Raw genomic sequence first — 18,827 nt, 5'->3', positions numbered from 1 at the left:
TCATAATTTATATTGACTAATTGACATGATATCTATATGCTAATATTTATATATTAAAAATAATGGAGGCATATATGTTAAATAGCACTGAAACTGTATCTTTGATTGGAACTTCTTCTAATCTAAATATCAGTTCTTCTGATAATAATCCAATTTCGGATACTAAAAATGTACCTAAATACGTCACTCTTAATAATGAAGAAGAATGGAATGAGTTCTTTATAATGCAGAACAACACTTCTACTAATATCACTAATAAAAAGAAACCAAAACCTTATATTCATAAGGATAGTAATGGTATATATACATATACTGCTCGGGACGAGAATAAATATGGTGGTAAGAACATTATAGGCAAAGTTGCTGAACAAATTAAAGAAGCGATATCTAAGAGCCTGTCTTGAAAAGAAATGAGAAAGAGAATATGATGAGATAAGTAAAAAATAGTAGGTAAAAATGTATCCAAGTGATATAAGTGACAAAGAATGGGAAATTTTGGAGCCAAGTGTTGCACAAGGTGCAGTAGGACGGCCAAGAAAGCACAATATTAGAACAATTATTAATGCAATAAGATATATAATGAAAGGTGGTTGCCAGTGGAGAATGCTGCCAAAAGATTTTCCGCCATGGAAAACGGTGTATGATTATTTTCTCAGGTGGCGTAATAGTGGCAAATTGGAAGAAATACACGATATGTTAGTAAAAAAGGTAAGAAAAATGGTTGGCAAAAATGAAATACCTTCGGTAGGAATAATTGATAGTCAATCAGTGAAAACCACTCAAAAAGGGGATCCAGAGGATATGATGCTGGCAAGAAAATAAAGGGTAGAAAACGTCACATCATTGTGGATACAATAGGCCTAATTATTACAGCTGATGTTCATAGTGCAGGCATTCAAGATCGTGATGGTGCTCTAAATCTTTTTACTCAAGCTAAACGAAAAGCTCCAACGCTACAAAGGTTTCTCGCTGATCAGGGATATATTGGTAAATTGCAAAATTACTGTTTATTGAAAACAGGATGTTTATTGACGATTACTAAAAAAGCAGCTGATGCTGTAGGATTTCAAGTTATTCCTAAACGGTGGATTGTTGAAAGAACTTTTGCTTGGCTTTCCAATTTTAGACGTATGAGCAAGGATTATGAGCATTCTCCTCTTACTTCAAAAACTAATATCTCCTTTAATATGATTACTATTATGCTTGCTAAATTAGCTGCTTAGTTCCTTTCAAGACAGGTTCTAAAAATATAGAAAATAATGATATAGAATTTATAAAACTTAAAGAAAGCAAAAATGAAGATAATATTATTGAGCCTGCCGTAAGAATTGCGATAGGTAGTAATACAAAAGAAATAAGCATGAGTGACATTCTAAATAACGATTTGTGTAAACAATATGGCGTGAAAGCAATTACATTATTGCTACCTCAAAGTAAAGCAAGGGGGCTACGTTGCCGGGTTGATGAACATGGAACAAGAATTTATGAAGTAGCTAATGGGTCATATCAAATGACTTTAAAGTGGAATGCTCAAGGAAAAGAATGTAATATTAAAATTAATATTCATGATAATGGCTCCGTAGAACTTATTGAGGGTAATGGTGTTACTATGGAGCAATTAGCTGCACATAAAGAAGTAAAAGTAGGAAGGCAATATGAAGCAAAGCCTTTACATGAAGTGTTAGCATCACAATTGCCACAAACACAATTACAACAAAGCTCTGAAGAAGTAAAATTTTTGGAGCAGCATTCAACAAATGTAGAAGACTTGAGCGGCGCATCACAAAAGCATCAAGCTCCTGCTGCTTCAAAATAGGTAAAGTAGTGAAAATTCAGTATAAGTTGCTTGCATCTGCAAGTAACTTATACTTTTATGATGAGCAACACAATACTACCAAGAAATTTCTACGAGCGGCCAACTTTGGTTGTAGCCGGGGAGTTACTAGGAAAGATGCTGAAATTTTCTAACTTTAGTGGAATAATAACCGAAGTTGAAGCCTATATAGGAATGAATGACCCAGCTTGTCACGCGGCAAGAGGCTATACTAATCGAACCTCAGTAATGTTTGGTATGCCGGGGTTTTCATACGTGTACTTTATATATGGAATGTATTACTGTTTAAATATTGTAACAGAAACAGAAGGGTTCCCAGCAGCAGTGTTAATACGAGGATTAAAGCTCATTGAACCGCTTGAAGCAAACTTAGGCGGACCAGGAATACTGTGCAAAAGATTAAACATTACAAAAGAACATAATAAGCAAGACCTTACTATAAGCCACAAATTTTGTGTTTATGAATCTCACCTCAACCCGGATTATGTGTGCACTCCGAGAATCGGAATTAGTAAAGGCCAAGAGAAATTTTGGCGGTTTAAGATTTTCTAAACTTAAGCTCCAGTGATCTTGCGTAGACTATTTGCCAATTGGATAATCACCAGTGAAACAAGCATCACAATATTGTGGTGTAGCATTGTTACGCACTTCTCCTTTAACAGCCTGATATAATCCATCAATACTCAAGAAGGCTAGGCTGTTTACTCCTATAACTTCCTTAATTTCCTCTACAGATTTATTTGCAGCAATTAAATCTTTGCACTCTGGCGTATCTATTCCATAAAAACAAGAATGCTTAATTGGTGGGCTTGAAATTTTGAGGTGAATTTCTTTTACTCCTGCATCCTTTAACATAACTATTATATTTGTTAACGTACTACCACGCACTATACTATCATCTATTAAAATTATGTTTTTACCCTTCAAAGTGTGCCTATTAGCATTGAATTTTAATTTTATTCTAACTTTACGTACTTCAGCGGTTGGTTGTATAAAAGTTCTTCCTATGTAATGATTACGAATTATTCCCAGTTCCATAGGTAATCCTGAATGCTTTGCATATCCAATAGCTGCAGGTATTCCAGAATCAGGTATTGGTACAACCATATCTACATTGTTTTTTGGTGGGCTCTCTTCTGCAAGTATTCTTCCTATTTCTTTTCTTATATCATATATGGACCTATTCTCCATTATGCTGTCTGGTCTCGAAAAGTAAACGTATTCAAAAATACAAAAACTTGATTTTTGCTGTGGGAAAGGAAATGCTGAAGCTAGATTATCATTTCGATCAATGGTGACTAACTCACCTGGTTCTATTTCTCTAACAAACTCTGCATTTACTATATCAAGAGCACAAGTTTCAGATGCAAGAACGTAAGAACCGTTTAACTTCCCTAAAACAAGAGGCCTGATTCCAGATGGATCACGTACTCCAATAACTACTTCTTGATTGATTGCCACAAAAGAATAAGCACCCTGTATTTGCTTTAATGCATATATAAAACTCTCTAAGAAGCTATTTTTTTCACCCCTTGCTGTCAGATGCACTACTACTTCTGTGTCAATATCTGACTGAAAAACGCACTCTTGTTTAATTAATTGTTCGCGTATCGGAGAAATATTAATTAAATTACCATTATGTGCTATAGCAAAATCCCCAAATTTGTTACTTTTGCCAAGCATGGGCTGCGCTCCAAATTTACTACCACTTGTTGAGTATCGAACGTGACCTATTGCACAATCTCCAGGCAAGGATTTTTTTATTTCATCTATATCATCAAATACGCTGCTCACTTGACCTTGAAAGTGATAAGAGTGCAGCTTATCGTTGTTACTGGTTACTACGCCAAAAGACTCTTGACCTCTATGCTGCAAAGCATGGAGAGCAAGTATAGAGTTAAAAGCAGCGCTTTGGTTGCAGCTTATGCCAAATACCCCACATTCCTCACGCATTTCATCTAGCATAAAAACTATTAAGTAAAGTTTAATTTTACTTTAGCATAGGTAAAATACAAGTATTTTGTTGTTCATCTGCTTTTATTGCCAGCAATAATCCTATGCATATCAAGCTTGCAGCAGTTGTACTTCCTCCATAAGAAAGAAATGGCAGTGGATCGCCTATCACAGGCAAGAGGCCTATTGACATTCCGATGTTTATAAAGAAATGAGCGCTAAAAAAGGCGAAAATGCCGATAGATACCGACTTAGAAAAATAATTTTTCGACCTATAAGCGATAGAGAAAATTATGCCAAGTAATGAGGTATAAAGCAAAATTAAAGTCATGCTACCTAAAAAGCCCCACTCCTCACTCAGCACTGCAAAAGCAAAATCTGTACGTTTTTCCGGCAAAAATCCAAGTTGAGTTTGACTTCCACTCACAAAACCTTTACCAAGTAAACCTCCTGAACCAATAGCTATCTGAGATTGCTGCGCATTATAACCTATTCCAAGTGGATCCACTGATGAATCCAAAAACGACAATATCCTTTGCTTGTGATAAGGACGTAAAAAAGGCCAAATAGCCGGTACTGCAAAAATGCCAAGCGTTCCACATATTACCGAATGAGATCTTTTTATTATTGCTGTGAATATAATTGATATCCCTATAAATAACATTATCACAGCTGTGCCTAAATTAGGTTGCTTTAACACCAAGAACACGGGTAAGAAAATAATTATAAGTGCCTTAAGCAATCTTTTAAATTCCATCATTTTATATACACTCTGCTTATCAAAATAGCGAGCAAGCGCAAGTATTAAGCCTACTTTTGCAAATTCTGATGGTTGCAAACTAATTGATCCAATTCTTATCCACCTTGTTGCACCCATTATGTGTGAGCCAAAAAAATTCACTACTAATAGCGAAATCACTGCTGCTACATAAAAAAAGTAGGCGTGCTTCAAATAAAAATCTAGCTCTATGAATGACATAGCTATAGCAAGTAGGAAAAAGAAGGAGAATATGACCAGTTGGTGAATCGCAAATGGCACCCACTTTCCTCCAGCAGAAGAGTATTGAACAACAATGCCAACGCAAAACAGCGCTATCACGTTAATGACTAACAACCAATGAATCTTCTTCAGTCTATCCACAATAAAGACCTTATAACCTTAAAGTATAGTAAAATATGAAACAAAGATAAAAATCAAAAAACCAACTTCTCAACTATAGTATTTTCTAAAATGAATGATAAATTTCCATTATGGTATTACCAACCAAAAGTTGTAAGTCTGTATATTTATGCATTAAAGGTCTGAGGCGGCTTTTGATGGTATTCCAACAATGCTCTATAGGGTTCAAATCTGGTGAATATGTTGGTAGATAGAGCAAACGGCATCTAGCATTATCTATTAACTCCTTTGTTTTGGGAGTTTTATGGAATGTGGCATTGTCCATAACTATTGTAGTACCATGTGGCAATTTAGGTAATAACATCTTCTCTAACCATGTATTGAATACCTCTTTGTCACACCCACCTTTGAAAGTCATTGGTGCAATAAATCTCTTTCCAATCCACCCGCCTATTATACTGATTCTCTCTCGTTTTCTTCCTGGAATATCTGCATAAATTTTCTTTCCTATTGGAGCACGTCCATACTCTCGGTATAACCTATTATCAACTCCTGCTTCATCTATATATAAGATGCTGGAATGGTCTATTTTTGAGATTTTATCGGTAAATCGCTGCCTATCTTCTTGATTGCGCTCTTGATATAGTGTAACTTTTTTTTAAAGTAATTCTTAGCTGTTTCAGCCTATACCAAATTGAATTTATTCCAAATCCAAGATTTTGTTTCATCTCTGCCAGCGTATGATCTGGATTCTTTTTAACATATTCTTCGAGTATTTTTGGGTCTATTTTTCGAATAAAGCTGCCGTTTTTCGATGGCCTTAGGCTTTCACCAGCGGCTTTCTTTCTTAACCAGCGGTACAGAGTTGCTATTCCTATCTCCAAAAGCTCTGCCACCTCAACCTTTGACTTCCCTTTTTCTATCATCGATACTGCCCTTTCCCTTAAATCCACACTATACGCCATTATAACTCAAATAGCTTATTATACCTTTATCATTTACTTTGGGAAGTACTATACTAACCGAATTGGAGTGCTATATATTCCAGTTACTACTGTTAAAACTGCCATAAACAATAGACAGAAAAGCATAGGAAATGGCACATCATTAATTTTGTCCGGTGTCATTCCAGTGCGTGACGTTGCATCATTTTCAAAATACATTTTCTCTACCATCTTCCACATATATATCAATGCAAGGAAAGAGCCAGCAGCAAATGTTACAAGGGAAATCCACGCATGAGATTCGATAATTGCTTTCATTATATACCACTTGCTTACAAAGCCATTTGTTAAAGGCACACCGATTAATGCTAAACTGAGTAGAGTGAACGCAAGTGCTGTATAAGGCATTGATTTCTTGAGTCCCGATAAATTCTCTATTTTTGTTGTATCAAATTTGTAAGAAATACATCCTGCAGCCATAAATAAAGATGTTTTTATTATGCTGTGGTTTACTATGTGAAGAATTGCTGCAAATACACCTGTTTTTGAGTTAAAACTCAGTGCTAAAATTATATAACCAATTTGGCTAATACTAGAGTGAGCAAGCAGTCTTTTTATGTCTTTTGCGGTTATTGCAAATATCGACCCAAATATAACAGCGCAAAGTGCGAGGATAATTATCACGTTGCTTAGTGATGGTTTAAATAAGAAGAAATTTTGATGAAAAACAGTATAAAAGATTCTGATGAAAACATATATCATCACTTTTGTCACTGTGCCTGAAAAGAATATGCTAATGAAACTTGGCGCCTCACTATATTCATTAACCAGCCACCTGCTTAATGGAAACAGTGCCATTTTGATTGAGAGACCAATAAAAATGAACAACGTGCCAAGTTTTATGATGTTGTTATCGTGTAATGGAACTATTCTTTCAGCCATGTCAGACATATTGAGCGTTCCAGTCATTGAATACAAGAGCCCGATGCCAAATAAATAAAATGTTGCGCCTATTGTTCCACTAATTAGATATTCAAATGCTGCAACCAAGGCTTTTTTATCCCTTCCCATTGAAACTAATACATAAGAAGAAAGAGATGAAATTTCCAAGAAAACGTAAAGGTTAAATATGTCGTTTGTTACTAGAATCCCGAGCAGTCCGCTTAAGCACAGTAGAAATAGAGAGTAAAAACCAGTGATTTTGTTTTTGCTAATTTCTTTTTCGTTAATATAAAAGCTATAAAGCACGCTAATCAGCGCTATAAAATTCACCAAAGTTAGAATCAAGGAGTTTAACACGTCGATTCTTAACTCTATTCCATACGGAGGAGCCCAATTTCCAAGGTGATAAGTTATAATTTCACCTTTATATGTTTTAATGAGTAGTATTGATGAAATGATAAGAGTGATTGTTGTTGCAATAAAAGAAATAAACCAAGATACCTTGTGTTTCTTGGCAAGAAAGCAAAACATTGATGCAATTATTGGTATAATAACTTGTAAGATTGGTAATTGCATTAAATTGTTGTTAATATATCGTTAAAGTATTAGTATATATAATACTTTTTGTTTTAATACCCTTATGTTATCTAAAATTTGTAACGCAATAAAACGCCTATTACGAAGAGAAGATAAATTTGTAGGAAGAGATGAAAATGGAAATTCTTACTATGAATCAAGTAAAGGAAAAAGGTGGGTTATGTATAGCAGTGTCTCTGAGCCTACAACAGTGCCTCCGGAATGGCATATATGGCTTCACTATACTGATAATGTAGTACCAGTTAATAATAAAAAAAGAAAAGTAAAACATACTCCTAATTTAACGGGTACAAAAGATGCATACTATCCAAACCAAAAAGTGAAAAATTACTATAAAAGCTGGAGTCCTGATAACTAAAGATGCGAAGGTCAAATATACTTGAAATAACCGCTGGATTATTTGTATTAATTTTCACTATTTTTCTGATTTTCTTTGCTATTGATAAGCTATCTTACATAAAGAAAAACTATAAGGATTGCAATAAAATATATGGTCTTTTTGCTAACGCTAACGGTATAGGAGTTGGTGATAGTGTCAAGATCTCTGGTGTAGATGTTGGAAGCATAACTGGTGTATCACTTGACAAAGCTACCTACGTAGCACGAATCGATATGTGTATAAGCAAAGACATAAAATTGCCAATTGATAGTTCAGCTCTGATCACTAGCAGTGGAGTTGTTGGCAGTAAATTTGTTAATATATCACCTGGATCAGATATTAAACTAATCTTGCATGGTGGTAAAATAGAGTATACTCAAGCTGAAGCAAATATGGGTGGAATAATGGACAGAATTCTTGGTATGTTTACAAAGTGAAAATGGCAGGATTCCAAGTATATCCGTTCAGGTAAAGCCTCCTGTAGTTCTAAAGTATTTAAGGAGTTTGCCTTATTTCTTGCCTTTTCTACCGCTTGCTTTGGGGTTTATAGTATAGAAAGTGCCTTAATAGTTGCAGTGCATGTCTATCAATGATAAAATGAAAATTAATTTATTTTGATATTATGATTGGTTTACTGTTTGCCGTACTGTTGTTCCTCTGTGGTAGTGATGCACTTGCAAAACAGGAGCCACGTTCAATAGCTGGAGATAATCACATAAAGGTGATAAATTATAACCCACAAGCTATACATAAGTATACGGGTTTTTATGGTTATCAGTCCAGTATATTGTTTGAACCAGGGGAGGTAATACAAAACCTTTCAATGGGTGATTCAACTGGTTGGCAACTCCTTCCTCAAGGTAATAGATTGTTTATTAAGCCTATAGATGATATTGCCGATACTAATGCAACTATAATTACCAATAAAAGAGTTTATTACTTTGAACTTCATGCTGAAGAAGCAACTGGACTAGATGATCCAAGATTAGCATATGAAGTAAGGTTTCTTTATCCACTATTTAGCAGTGATGAGATTTACACAACAAATAACGGTGATATCTTCGAACAAGCTAGTCATACCATTATTCCTGATATCAATGATATTGAAGTTGTAAAGAAGGGATTAAATTTTAATTATTCCATCTCGCACGTCAAAGGTAGTCAGTCAATAATACCAATTAAGGTTTTTGATGACGGAAAATTTACATATCTACAATTCAATAAAATAAACTCTGATTTTCCGGCAGTTTTTATGGTTGATTCTGCAGGATATGAGTCTTTAGTAAATTTCCGTACAGTTGATAACTACCTGATAATCGAAAGGGTAAGTTCAGTGTTTACCTTAAGGAATGGATCGAGTACAGTTTGCCTATTTAATGAAACCATACCTTTCAAAAAAGGGTAAAGGCTATAATGCCCGAGATATGGGTGCAAAATTTTTTCTATGATGTTCTGTAATTCCATAAAGGCCAATAGCGTTAAGGTGCTCTTTTGTCCCATATCCTTTATTTTTATACCAATTATATTCAGGATGCTTATTATGCAATTCTTGCATAAGCCGATCTCTCGTAACTTTTGCAACGATTGAAGCTGCTGCAATTGATGTACTCAAATTATCACCATTTACTATGGATTTCACTTGCCATTTCACTTCAGGTGGTTGATTACCATCAACTAGTACATAATCTAATTCTAGGTCCAAGTCTATCAACGCACGTTTCATTGAAAGCTTTGTTGCTTGCAAGATATTGTATGAATTTATTTCTTCTACGCTTGCCATTCCTATACCAAATTTTGCAACGGATGTTATTTTTTCATATAGGACTTGCCTACATTGAGGAGTCAACTTTTTCGAGTCGTTGATTCCATCAATAATTGTATTTCTATCAATAAATACTACGGCTGCGGATATTACTGGACCAGCTAGCGGACCTCTTCCAACTTCATCCACTCCTGCTATCACTCCTGATAATTTATTTTCTAATGTAAAGTCTGGGTATTTCATAGGTTTTTATAATAAGAAAGTTATAGTAAAAACTGAACAGATAATAGAAATTATCCAAAATTTCATAACGATTACATTTTCTGACCATCCCTTCTTCTCAAAGTGATGATGTATTGGTGCCATAAGAAAAACTCTTTTTCCTTCTCCATATTTAAACTTTGTATATTTAAAATATGATATCTGAATAATAACAGATAGAGTCTCTATTACAAAGATTATTCCAATAATGGCAAAAAGCATTTCTCTTTTAATTAGGACACTAGTTAACCCTAAAGCCGCACCTACCGACAAGCTACCAACATCACCCATAAATATTTTTGCTGGATGTGTGTTAAACCACAAGAAACTTAGAATAGCTCCTATAAATGCAATGCAGAATAAAGTAATATTCATATCTGCCTGAGTTATATATGCAATTAGCCCCAAAAAAGCAAAGGAAGTGATAACTTGAGTTGCAGCAAGGCCATCCAAACCATCTGTGAGATTCACAGCATTAGAAGAGCCGACAATTACAAACGCAGCAAACGGAACATATAGATAGCCAAAATCTATTATTACTCCTTTAAATAGGGACGTTTTTGTAAAACATTCAGCAGAGTATAGCTTAAGTATAAACACACCAACCAGAGCAACAATAAACTGAATAAGTATTTTGGTTTTTGCACTTAAACCTCGATAGTGATTTGTCTTCAATTTTAAATAATCATCAATAAATCCAAGTAGAGCAAAAAATAGAGTTATCAATATCAGCAGCAAAATTTCTGGTGTTAACTGAGCCCAGAGTAAAATTGGTAATAAAGAAGAAATCAGTATTATTATTCCGCCCATAGGTGGTACATTCTTTTTTGTTATTAAATGACTTTCTGGTCCACATGATCTAATTGGTTGCCCATCTTTGCTTATTTTTTTTAGAAGCTTTATAAAATAGGGAAAAAGAATAAACCCAAAAACAAATGAGGTAAAAAATACTTTTGTAGCTAAGATCATCTGCTTACTTAAATTGACTAAGTGTCATACCACCTATAGCTAATAAAGTCAACTTCTGTCATCCTATAGCCTGACCCACAACTGTACGAACATTGTGATTTGGGCCCATCAGTAGGGTGTCATCCCAGTCTGGAATCCACAACTGTACGAACGTTGTAGTTTGGACCACCAGTGGGGTGTCATCCCAGTGCCCAGACACTGGTTCTATGCAACTTAATTAAAAACGTTTGTTTTAGTGTAAGACAATTACCTTTAGCTTATCAGCTCAGTTATAAGCAAAATTTCTGGATTCCAGACTGGAATGACACCATTTGCTGTGCAATTTACCTTCAAAAATGAATGTTCGTACAGTTGTGAACCTGTGGCAGGTATTACATAAGAGCATTTCCCTCTTCTAAATTAAAACGCACTTTTGCCTCCTTTGCAGTCTATACTTTAGATGTATTTAATTTACAAATACTAATTATTTATTAATAATGGTGATATGTAAATATAGTTATAAAATAATTGTTACACTTGAATTCCTTCCTGGTTTCTGTTGTTATCAGAACATTTAAAACACTTTAAGAAAGCTGCTTAGTTAAATTAACTTAGACAAGTAAATAGCAGTTTTGCAGCCTGTTTTTATGAATGATGATAAAATGTTGTAGCCAAATGCGCTTTCAGCATTGTGCTGAATTGCAATATCTTTGTGCTCTAACTCCTCGTCGCGAAATTTACTTATAGTTTCTCTTAATTCCCCATCTTCTAAATGTGAAACTTGCTCTTTGTAGTGCTCCCCGATAACTTCTTCAACTGCAGCAGTGCAAGCCATAGCAGCTTTTTTGCCCATAATGGCAGTTGCAACGCCAAGCGACACTCCTAAAACACGCCAAACAGGCAACAAAACAGTAGGACGAACTTTTTGCTCTTTGATTTTCTCATTAAAATAGTGAAAATGCTTTTTTTCCTGCTCTTCCATTTCAATTATTTCATTGATTATAGAAGATTTCTTAAGAATAAATTTTTGACCAGAATAAATGCAAATAGCTCCATATTCTCCAGCGTGATCTACTCTAATTGCCTGTTGCAAGAACTGATTGTTGCTGTACCTTAAATTATTTAGATTTCTTTCTTTCTCCACAATACACCTTACCTGATACGAACAGAGCTACTATGAGATAAATTAGATTCCATGTTGCTAAGGAAACACCTAGAACGTAATGAGGTCTGTCACAAGATGGAGAGTAATTAGGATTTAGTAGATTATTTCTGAGCTCTTCTATACTAACGTTACTACTTGCTTGCTCTGTACAACCTAAAACATCATGAAATAAGTGGAGTTCAAGACCTATATGATAAAAAGATATTACTGCACCTATGAGGTAGCTGCAAAACATTGCATAGATTAGAATTTTGTTGTCTTTAAGCATGCACGCTACTGCAAGTAATCCAGCGATATAGTAAACTATTCGCTCGTATGTACATAACTTGCATGGCAGCATGTTGAAAAAATATTCTAGCACATATGCAAAAATTAGAGCAGCGGCACTCGACAGCAGAAAGATTGCAGGAATTCTGGAATTATTACACATAACTTTAAGTAAATTATCCCTGAAAGTATAAAGCAGAGTATTCATTTTACATAGGGATTTTTATTTTTTTTCAAAAGCAATCTAACTGGCACACCGTCTGCAAAGAAATTTTTTCTGAGATCGTTAATTAAATAGCGTTTGTAACTTTCATCAACACTTTCAGGTATGTTACATATCAAAGAAAAAGCTGGAGGTTTAGTACCAATTTGAGCGATATACTTCATTTTAACTGCTTTGCCTTTTACAAGAGGGTGAGAATGTTTTCCTACAGCATCTATGAGCCACTTATTCAGTTTTGCAGTGCTGATCTTCTTGTTCAAGGATTCACTCACTTCAAGACACTTATCTATCACATCACCGCAGCGCATGCCTTTTAACGCAGAAATTGTTATAGTTGGCACTTCCAAGAATAACCTGGTTACTTCCTGTTGTTTGACAAATTTTATTAACCTGCTTCTGTCATCCTTACCTATTAAATCCCACTTATTTAAAACAACAATAATCCCTTTCCCTCCCTTAATTGCAGCTTCACCAATTGATAAATCCTGCTGCTCAATACCAACTAGGGAGTCTAGCATTAAAACTACCACATGAGAGCGCTTGATTGATTCCATGCTTTTCTCAACAAATCTTGATTCTAAGCCATCTACAACATTCGCCTTTCTGCGGATTCCGGCAGTGTCAATTAGAGTAATTAACTCTCCATCATGATCATATGTAATATCCACAGAATCACGTGTGGTACCTGGCTCTGAACTTGTTATTAGTCTGTTTTCTGCAAGTAAACCATTTAAAAAAGTTGATTTTCCAACATTCGGACGGCCGATGATCGCGATCCTCAGCCTACTCAGTTCATTGTTAGGTAACTCAGTGTTCTCGTTAAAATTTTCAATAACACCAGCTAATGCATCATAAAGATCAACCATGCCAAGATTATGCTCGGCAGAGATATACACCGGGCCAAGAAAATCAAAAAACTGCAAATAATCAACATTTTCGGATTTATGACTCTCGCATTTATTTGCTACTAGTATTACAGGTTTATTTATTTTTCTCTTCAGCCACTTTGCAAACTCTTCATTTCGCTCATTTTGCACTTTTGCATCAACAAGAAAGAAAATTATGTTTGAATTGGATAAAGAAAATTCGATTTGTTCAATAACTTGTAGTGAAAAATTAGTTTGGTCGTTCCATCCTCCTGTATCTATAACTTTAAACTCCAAATCGCTAATTCTCCCCATTCCCTCTCGCCTATCCCTTGTCACTCCTGGAATGTTACTCACTACTGCTGCTTTTCTTCCTACTAATCTGTTGAATAGGGTCGATTTTCCAGCATTTGGTAGGCCTACTATGGCGATTTTTAGCATAATTCAAGGGCATGTTCTATATGAAGTAAATTATAACCGAAACTTTTCAATTTAACTATTGACTTCGTAGATTATATAAGCATACTACAGTTAGAATTTTTTTATTTCGTTATGTAAAATATGGGGTAGTTATGCTAGTGTCAGAGCAAATAGAGAGTGTAGATAGAGAAGAATTAAAGCAACAAAATCATATACATAAAGATACAGAGTATTCGGAAGAGACGACAATATATGGGCATATTAATCAACATATGGAAAAAAACATCTCAAATACATTGCATGAAATATATGATGCTCTTATGTCATATAACGAATCGGAACAGCCAATGGCGTCAACTTAAGAACTTTCATTAGCAAACTCTCCTAAAGACATGATGGCGTTTAGGCTTATCTACTTTATTGCGGCTGTCCCGGTCGGATTTTAACTTTAGCGCGTATACTTAAAAAGGGCTTGAAAGTTTTTTGGCGCAATAAGTACCTGATAGAGTTTCTGTCTCATTACACTAAATAAAACTGAAAAATTTAAACGATACTCAGTAATTTGATCTGGGTTCCAAGGCCCTTGTGCATCACATATATGAAGCGATAATATATTGCACATGACCAAGTTTGCCCAAAATTCTTGTAATACAGCCTCTCCAGAAAAATTCTCTAACTCTGCTCCTACTTTGAGTCGTTTATAGCACTCCTCTATGTGCCACCTTAACACATAAGCTTTGCTCCAAAGTCTCGGTCAAAAACTCTGTTTCTCAGTTGGCTAATGTCAGCACTATAACTCTTACTTTCTGTCCTTTCATTTTATTTTTTAGCTTTTCATTTTCTAATATAAAATCAAAATCTAATTCGCCAGCGTTCCCATAGCTTACTATAATTTCTTTTTTGCAAGCGAAAAATAAAATCTACTTCCAAATTATAATGCTGCTGAATGAATTTTACTGAAGACGATCATAGATAAATAATAATTTCTCTTGATTTAATAAACGCATTTGAGTGATAACTTCGGGTAATTGCTCTGCCGCCAACGTTTGTTCACCTATATTCCAAGCTGCAAGACGAGCACTGCAAATCAATGAAGTACACAAATCAACAAACAAATTGCCAATGGTGCCTGTTGTTCCATTTGGTTCAAACTCGGATACAATTTCCCCAGAGCTGGGTAATCTCATACCAGAACCATCTGCTGCAATAAGTCTATAGCCTCTCCAACTCAGGTTCATCCTGATAGGCTGTTTGGATGCTTAGATTCTTGAAAGCCTGTATGGCAAATCTTATACCTTGCTTTAGAAAAAGCTTGCTTTGAGGGTACATGTCAATGGCTCCATAAGTTCACATTCTATTCCCAAACTTTTTTTAACTAACTTTAAAATCATAGAAAATACTGTCGAAAAAGGAAGTTTTCTTGTTCGTGTAAAACTCAACACAATGGATTTTCTGAAAAGTTTTCGAGTATATTATATTTTTAATTTGTAGAATAAGGTTTTTTCCTTTTTGCATATTTCACCTAAAAAGGACACATTTTAGACTTCTTTGTTGAAATAAAACAGAAACAAAAGTGCTGTCCCTTGCACTCTTTGGATAATTTAATGATAAAAAATTTGGAGAGAAATTTTATACACTATCGCTGATATTTTTCCTTAAGTTGACGCCATTGCCTGAACGGATACAACTTAATTTTTAATCTGCAGGAGTCAAGTTGAGAATGTCCAATTTTCCACTTTCTTTATAGCATAACATACTTCAGCGCCTCTTGCTCCTCTTGAAGTCCAATGGGCTCACCACTTATGTGTAAATTAATCGTTAATGTTGTACACGTTCTTTTCTTTTTCTACTCTCTCTTGCTCTTCAATACAATATATAGCAAGCGGATTAGCTTTAAGTCTTTCGACTCCTATTTCTTCTCCTGTTCCATCGCAGTAACCATAAGTGCCTAATTTTATTTTTTCTAACGCCTCCTTAATTTTTTCTTTTCTATCTTTTCGACGCTTGATTAATTCCTCGTTTCCACTATCTTCATCAGAATAGTATGTATCAATACTATTATCTTCTAGTTCTTGTTTCTCTAACTCAGCGAGTATTGATTGTAACTTTAAGCTGAAGTATTCCATTTGTTTTACGCTCATATATTCTTCATCTTCTGAAGGAGTGTAATCTTCTGGTGACTTTATTTTTGGTAACTTTTCCATAATTGCATTATCAAAAAAATAATAAAACCTATATAATTTATGAACAAAAAATTATACTACCTCAAAGTAAACACTATAATTTATAATAAACATTTAAAAGCCTAGTATGATCGACTCAGTAAAAAAAATTAGTAATAGATGATAAGAACTTTACCTATATAGTATGTATTTTTATCATAATGTTAAGTTTATCTTCATTTACACTTAAAAACAACAATAAACAAGAAGTTATGTTAACATTAACATGGATATGTGCTACATTTGTTTTGCAGATTTCTACAAATAATTTGTTTACATCTGATTATCATGATGGAATATTAGAGCAAATCTTTGTACAGCCACTCTCTTCTAGGCTTATAGTTGCTTATAAAATTTTCGCTCACTGGTTATTATTTGGGTTACCGATTTCAGTAATTTCTTCCATATTCAGCTTTGCAATTCTAGGCAATAGTATTGAACACTCAATAGCAGTTGGAGTGTCTTTATTATTTAATACGCTGATAATCACTAATATTTCAGCTACTGGAAATGCATTGATGATTGGTCAAAACAACTTAGCATCAGGAGTATCGCAAATTCTTGTTTTGCCAATGATAATGCCAACCTTTGTGTATTTTAAAATGCTAACTCAATTTGAAAATTTATCCTTGAATATTTATACACTACTAATCACCATCTTAGTTTTTGTTATTTTGATTGTTAACAGCACCATAACTACTCACATGGCACTAAAATTTGCTGTGGAACAGGATTGAAAAATCTTACTGTTATTCAGTAGACTTCTTGCATAACCTAGAAAAAAGGCAAATAGTTATTATAGATTTAGGTTTATCGACAATTTGAAAAACCTTCATTCCAGCATCCTTCCCTGTCATCCAAGTAGCCCTTCGTTGTCATCCCAGTGTCAAAAACTGGGATAACAGCTAACCTGACAACCGTCATCCCGCTACTTGTTAGCGGCTAAGAGATACCGTGACGGTATGACGGTTCGCGGTGGCATGACGATAAGCCTCATCATCCCGCTACGTGTTAGCGCCGCGGCGGTATGACGATTCGCAGCGGCATGACGAGAAAGGGGCTACTTGGATGATACCTTTTTTCTACTTAGTTTGGGTTATGCAAGAAGTCTATTCCTTCATAAGGAGAAGTAGTTAAAGGAATTTACTCTATTTCTCCCTCTTTTTTTATTATTTTTAATCTATAGTTAACGTAAAAGAGATATGCAAAAACTCTATTGATCCATAGTCTGCAAATTATTAATAACACTTACTTTAAAGAACCTCACTTTACGCTGATCTTTGAGCGCTCTTCTGTGGTATTTTGTAAGAGTATAACTTGTGAAATCGTCTTCCCTATAGATTAAAGAGTTACACTGCTTTATATGTGATGCTATCCACTCTGCATAGTCCTGATGATCGGTTGCAATGAATATTTCCCCTGTTATAAGTATTTTTTTTGCTAATAAATTTAAAAATTCCGTATTAATTAATCGTCTTTTATTGTGACTTCTTTTTGGCCATGGATCTGGAAAGAGAATAAAGAATCTTTCAACACTGTTATCAGGAAAATTTGCAATCAATTCTCTTGCATCTTCTGTCCACATTAAAATATTTTTTATGTTCTGTATTTCTATGTTTGTTAGCAAGCGAGAAACCCCCTTTAAGTAGGGCTCACATCCTATAAATAATAGATCAGGTTCATTGAGCACCTGGTAAAGCATATTTTCACCGTTGCCAAAGCCTATTTCTACCCATATTCTTTTTTGTGAATTTACAATTTTCTCTATAGATTCCTTGCTGTTTTGAATAGAATATTTTTCCAATATTTCATCAACATCAGGTTTTAGCCTGGACCTTCTGGAGAACGATCTAATCCACTTGCTATTCTTAAATAGCATATTCTTGATACATATATAATTTTCTCACTATATTTTATATAGCTTAAACAATTCTCGAAATGAGTTAATGAAAAATTACTTGTCAATAATTGTTAATATTATATAATATATGAGTTCTAATAAAGTTTAAGTTAAAGGTATGAATAATAATAATCCAGTCGTAAATCTACCGGTTACTATCAGAAAGCTATCATCAAACAAATTTATAGAAGAGATATGTCAAGGCCAATTTGAGGATCAAGATAATACCTTGTTTGAAGATTCTTTTGTTAACAAAATTAAAGAAGGAGATGTGGTAGAAGGTGTAATTACAAGAATAAACCCTAACGACGTTGTGGTTGATATTGGTTTAAAATCTGACGGGAGAATTCTGATCAAGGAACTCGGTTGTAATGATGAGGTCATTATTGGCTCGAAAATCAGAGTTTATGTGGAAAGAATTGAAGATTATCATGGTAATGTTGTTCTTAGTCGTGAAAAAGCAATTAGGGACGAAAAATGGAATAAGTTGGAAGAAGATACAGTTACAAGGGCTGAAGTAAGCGGAGTTATTAAACGCTCAATTAAATGTGGCTTTATTGTTGATCTTGGTGACGGAATAAGCGCTTTTTTACCGCTGAGTCATGTGGATTTGAAGCAAGTAAAAGATGCGAAGCACCTTATTGAAACTGAACAAAAGTTCATCGTGCTTAAAATGGATAAGAAGCAGGGCAATATTGTAGTATCAAGAAAGCTGGTGTTAGAAAAATTGCACGCTGGTGAAAAAATTAAATTTTTAGAATCTTTAAATGAAGGCGATATAATAGAAGGGAAAATAAAAAGTATCACTCATTACGGTGTATTTGTCGGTATTCATGAATCAGATGTAGTGGGAGTTATAGATGGATTGTTACATATTACAGATATCTCTTGGAGTAGGGTAAGTCATCCGTCTGCAGTTTTTACTTGTGGTCAGACTATAAAAGTTAAAATTATAAAAATAGATAAGGAAAATGCTAAAATTTCCTTGGGTGTGAAGCAGCTAGAAGATAGCCCTTGGCAAGAT

General features: G+C 34.5%; 22 protein-coding genes and 1 pseudogene. 10 read left to right on the top strand and 13 right to left on the bottom strand.

Annotated features, from left to right (window positions below; all coding sequences use genetic code 11):
- Window positions 1-74: 74 nt before the first annotated feature.
- The 4 genes from ACICQD_RS00115 (at window position 75) to ACICQD_RS00100 (ending at window position 2,386) form a co-directional block, all read left to right on the top strand.
- Window positions 75-404: a hypothetical protein gene (locus ACICQD_RS00115; protein ID WP_395461442.1), complete on the top strand. Its 330-nt coding sequence runs from the start codon at window positions 75-77 to the stop codon at window positions 402-404.
- A gap of 52 nt (window positions 405-456) precedes the next feature.
- Window positions 457-1,223 (top strand): IS5 family transposase gene (locus tag ACICQD_RS00110; RefSeq protein WP_395461441.1). Its coding sequence is split into 2 segments (ribosomal slippage): window positions 457-784 and window positions 784-1,223, totalling 768 coding nucleotides; the frame shifts between segments, so codons are not numbered across the junction.
- Between the two features lie 137 nt (window positions 1,224-1,360).
- Window positions 1,361-1,816, top strand: a complete 456-nt coding sequence (locus ACICQD_RS00105; protein ID WP_264705938.1) for a hypothetical protein — start codon at window positions 1,361-1,363, stop codon at window positions 1,814-1,816.
- A gap of 60 nt (window positions 1,817-1,876) precedes the next feature.
- Entirely contained in the window at window positions 1,877-2,386 is a 510-nt protein-coding gene (locus ACICQD_RS00100) for a DNA-3-methyladenine glycosylase (RefSeq protein ID WP_264329834.1), read from the top strand.
- 27 nt (window positions 2,387-2,413) lie between these two features.
- On the opposite strand, the gene purF is transcribed toward ACICQD_RS00100, so the two are convergent.
- The 5 genes from purF to ACICQD_RS00075 all read right to left on the bottom strand — a co-directional run bounded on the left by purF (window position 2,414) and on the right by ACICQD_RS00075 (window position 7,369).
- The gene (gene purF / locus ACICQD_RS00095; protein WP_264329488.1) at window positions 2,414-3,799 is read right to left on the bottom strand and encodes an amidophosphoribosyltransferase; all 1,386 of its coding nucleotides are present in this window, start codon (window positions 3,797-3,799) and stop codon (window positions 2,414-2,416) included.
- Between the two features lie 25 nt (window positions 3,800-3,824).
- Window positions 3,825-4,928 carry a rod shape-determining protein RodA gene (rodA, locus tag ACICQD_RS00090; protein ID WP_264329487.1) on the bottom strand — a complete coding sequence of 368 codons (1,104 nt, stop codon included), beginning with the start codon at window positions 4,926-4,928 and terminating at the stop codon, window positions 3,825-3,827.
- Between the two features lie 85 nt (window positions 4,929-5,013).
- Window positions 5,014-5,496 (bottom strand): IS630 family transposase, encoded by a 483-nt coding sequence (locus ACICQD_RS00085; RefSeq protein WP_231115908.1) that lies wholly within the window; start codon window positions 5,494-5,496, stop codon window positions 5,014-5,016.
- Window positions 5,497-5,524: 28 nt separating this feature from the next.
- The gene (locus ACICQD_RS00080; protein WP_155968342.1) at window positions 5,525-5,872 is read right to left on the bottom strand and encodes an IS630 transposase-related protein; all 348 of its coding nucleotides are present in this window, start codon (window positions 5,870-5,872) and stop codon (window positions 5,525-5,527) included.
- Between the two features lie 48 nt (window positions 5,873-5,920).
- Window positions 5,921-7,369: a proton-conducting transporter membrane subunit gene (locus ACICQD_RS00075; protein ID WP_395461440.1), complete on the bottom strand. Its 1,449-nt coding sequence runs from the start codon at window positions 7,367-7,369 to the stop codon at window positions 5,921-5,923.
- A 64-nt stretch (window positions 7,370-7,433) separates the two neighbouring features.
- On the opposite strand from ACICQD_RS00075, the gene ACICQD_RS00070 reads away from it, so the two are divergent.
- The 3 genes from ACICQD_RS00070 (at window position 7,434) to virB9 (ending at window position 9,174) form a co-directional block, all read left to right on the top strand.
- Complete coding sequence (locus ACICQD_RS00070; RefSeq protein WP_007548590.1) at window positions 7,434-7,748, top strand: NADH-ubiquinone oxidoreductase subunit NDUFA12 family protein; 315 nt, start codon at window positions 7,434-7,436, stop codon at window positions 7,746-7,748.
- 2 nt (window positions 7,749-7,750) lie between these two features.
- Window positions 7,751-8,206: an outer membrane lipid asymmetry maintenance protein MlaD gene (locus tag ACICQD_RS00065; protein ID WP_010082331.1), complete on the top strand. Its 456-nt coding sequence runs from the start codon at window positions 7,751-7,753 to the stop codon at window positions 8,204-8,206.
- A gap of 185 nt (window positions 8,207-8,391) precedes the next feature.
- Window positions 8,392-9,174: a P-type conjugative transfer protein VirB9 gene (gene virB9 / locus ACICQD_RS00060; RefSeq protein ID WP_010082330.1), complete on the top strand. Its 783-nt coding sequence runs from the start codon at window positions 8,392-8,394 to the stop codon at window positions 9,172-9,174.
- A 3-nt stretch (window positions 9,175-9,177) separates the two neighbouring features.
- Here virB9 and ACICQD_RS00055 read toward each other — a convergent pair whose 3' ends face one another.
- The 5 genes from ACICQD_RS00055 to der all read right to left on the bottom strand — a co-directional run bounded on the left by ACICQD_RS00055 (window position 9,178) and on the right by der (window position 13,702).
- Window positions 9,178-9,774 carry a ribonuclease HII gene (locus ACICQD_RS00055; protein ID WP_010082329.1) on the bottom strand — a complete coding sequence of 199 codons (597 nt, stop codon included), beginning with the start codon at window positions 9,772-9,774 and terminating at the stop codon, window positions 9,178-9,180.
- Between the two features lie 6 nt (window positions 9,775-9,780).
- The gene (gene mraY, locus ACICQD_RS00050) at window positions 9,781-10,761 is read right to left on the bottom strand and encodes a phospho-N-acetylmuramoyl-pentapeptide-transferase (RefSeq protein WP_209472500.1); all 981 of its coding nucleotides are present in this window, start codon (window positions 10,759-10,761) and stop codon (window positions 9,781-9,783) included.
- A 580-nt stretch (window positions 10,762-11,341) separates the two neighbouring features.
- Window positions 11,342-11,884 carry a demethoxyubiquinone hydroxylase family protein gene (locus tag ACICQD_RS00045; protein ID WP_006279362.1) on the bottom strand — a complete coding sequence of 181 codons (543 nt, stop codon included), beginning with the start codon at window positions 11,882-11,884 and terminating at the stop codon, window positions 11,342-11,344.
- The gene (locus ACICQD_RS00040) at window positions 11,859-12,380 is read right to left on the bottom strand and encodes a disulfide bond formation protein B (protein WP_010963042.1); all 522 of its coding nucleotides are present in this window, start codon (window positions 12,378-12,380) and stop codon (window positions 11,859-11,861) included. The genes ACICQD_RS00045 and ACICQD_RS00040 overlap by 26 nt, the downstream gene beginning before the upstream one ends.
- Window positions 12,377-13,702 carry a ribosome biogenesis GTPase Der gene (der, locus tag ACICQD_RS00035; protein ID WP_010963041.1) on the bottom strand — a complete coding sequence of 442 codons (1,326 nt, stop codon included), beginning with the start codon at window positions 13,700-13,702 and terminating at the stop codon, window positions 12,377-12,379. The genes ACICQD_RS00040 and der overlap by 4 nt, the downstream gene beginning before the upstream one ends.
- 131 nt (window positions 13,703-13,833) lie before the next feature.
- On the opposite strand from der, the gene ACICQD_RS00030 reads away from it, so the two are divergent.
- The gene (locus tag ACICQD_RS00030) at window positions 13,834-14,043 is read left to right on the top strand and encodes a hypothetical protein (protein ID WP_010081834.1); all 210 of its coding nucleotides are present in this window, start codon (window positions 13,834-13,836) and stop codon (window positions 14,041-14,043) included.
- A gap of 9 nt (window positions 14,044-14,052) precedes the next feature.
- On the opposite strand, the pseudogene ACICQD_RS00025 reads toward ACICQD_RS00030, so the two are convergent.
- Together ACICQD_RS00025 and ACICQD_RS00020 are read right to left on the bottom strand one after the other, a co-directional pair.
- Window positions 14,053-15,196: pseudogene (locus ACICQD_RS00025) on the bottom strand (transposase).
- A 296-nt stretch (window positions 15,197-15,492) separates the two neighbouring features.
- A complete protein-coding gene (locus ACICQD_RS00020; protein ID WP_395461439.1) occupies window positions 15,493-15,885 on the bottom strand; it encodes a TraR/DksA family transcriptional regulator in 393 nt (130 codons plus the stop codon).
- A gap of 179 nt (window positions 15,886-16,064) precedes the next feature.
- Here ACICQD_RS00020 and ACICQD_RS00015 point away from each other — a divergent pair, with 179 nt between their 5' ends.
- Window positions 16,065-16,640, top strand: coding sequence for a heme exporter protein CcmB (locus tag ACICQD_RS00015; RefSeq protein WP_395461438.1), 576 nt, complete (start codon window positions 16,065-16,067; stop codon window positions 16,638-16,640).
- Between the two features lie 476 nt (window positions 16,641-17,116).
- On the opposite strand, the gene trmB is transcribed toward ACICQD_RS00015, so the two are convergent.
- The gene (gene trmB / locus ACICQD_RS00010; RefSeq protein ID WP_012673367.1) at window positions 17,117-17,782 is read right to left on the bottom strand and encodes a tRNA (guanosine(46)-N7)-methyltransferase TrmB; all 666 of its coding nucleotides are present in this window, start codon (window positions 17,780-17,782) and stop codon (window positions 17,117-17,119) included.
- A 139-nt stretch (window positions 17,783-17,921) separates the two neighbouring features.
- Between trmB and ACICQD_RS00005 the strand changes: the two genes are divergently transcribed.
- On the top strand, window positions 17,922-18,827 hold a 906-nt coding region (locus ACICQD_RS00005; protein ID WP_395461437.1), incomplete at its 3' end, for a S1 RNA-binding domain-containing protein.

Origin of the sequence: Wolbachia endosymbiont (group A) of Therophilus tumidulus (genome assembly GCF_964277345.1) — a bacterium.
Classification (GTDB): Bacteria; Pseudomonadota; Alphaproteobacteria; order Rickettsiales; family Anaplasmataceae; genus Wolbachia; species Wolbachia pipientis.
The sequence above is the reverse complement of the archived record's forward strand: the minus strand, read 5'-3'. Positions and strand labels throughout refer to the sequence as shown.

Coding starts and splice junctions, on each gene's coding strand:
- ACICQD_RS00115 (WP_395461442.1), top strand. CDS start 75: ATGTTAAATAGCACTGAAACTGTATCTTTGATTGGAACTTCTTCTAAT.
- ACICQD_RS00105 (WP_264705938.1), top strand. CDS start 1,361: ATGAGTGACATTCTAAATAACGATTTGTGTAAACAATATGGCGTGAAA.
- ACICQD_RS00100 (WP_264329834.1), top strand. CDS start 1,877: ATGAGCAACACAATACTACCAAGAAATTTCTACGAGCGGCCAACTTTG.
- purF (WP_264329488.1), bottom strand. CDS start 3,799: ATGCTAGATGAAATGCGTGAGGAATGTGGGGTATTTGGCATAAGCTGC.
- ACICQD_RS00080 (WP_155968342.1), bottom strand. CDS start 5,872: ATGGCGTATAGTGTGGATTTAAGGGAAAGGGCAGTATCGATGATAGAA.
- ACICQD_RS00075 (WP_395461440.1), bottom strand. CDS start 7,369: ATGCAATTACCAATCTTACAAGTTATTATACCAATAATTGCATCAATG.
- ACICQD_RS00070 (WP_007548590.1), top strand. CDS start 7,434: ATGTTATCTAAAATTTGTAACGCAATAAAACGCCTATTACGAAGAGAA.
- ACICQD_RS00065 (WP_010082331.1), top strand. CDS start 7,751: ATGCGAAGGTCAAATATACTTGAAATAACCGCTGGATTATTTGTATTA.
- virB9 (WP_010082330.1), top strand. CDS start 8,392: ATGATTGGTTTACTGTTTGCCGTACTGTTGTTCCTCTGTGGTAGTGAT.
- ACICQD_RS00055 (WP_010082329.1), bottom strand. CDS start 9,774: ATGAAATACCCAGACTTTACATTAGAAAATAAATTATCAGGAGTGATA.
- mraY (WP_209472500.1), bottom strand. CDS start 10,761: ATGATCTTAGCTACAAAAGTATTTTTTACCTCATTTGTTTTTGGGTTT.
- ACICQD_RS00040 (WP_010963042.1), bottom strand. CDS start 12,380: ATGAATACTCTGCTTTATACTTTCAGGGATAATTTACTTAAAGTTATG.
- der (WP_010963041.1), bottom strand. CDS start 13,702: ATGCTAAAAATCGCCATAGTAGGCCTACCAAATGCTGGAAAATCGACC.
- ACICQD_RS00030 (WP_010081834.1), top strand. CDS start 13,834: ATGCTAGTGTCAGAGCAAATAGAGAGTGTAGATAGAGAAGAATTAAAG.
- ACICQD_RS00020 (WP_395461439.1), bottom strand. CDS start 15,885: ATGGAAAAGTTACCAAAAATAAAGTCACCAGAAGATTACACTCCTTCA.
- ACICQD_RS00015 (WP_395461438.1), top strand. CDS start 16,065: ATGTTAAGTTTATCTTCATTTACACTTAAAAACAACAATAAACAAGAA.
- trmB (WP_012673367.1), bottom strand. CDS start 17,782: ATGCTATTTAAGAATAGCAAGTGGATTAGATCGTTCTCCAGAAGGTCC.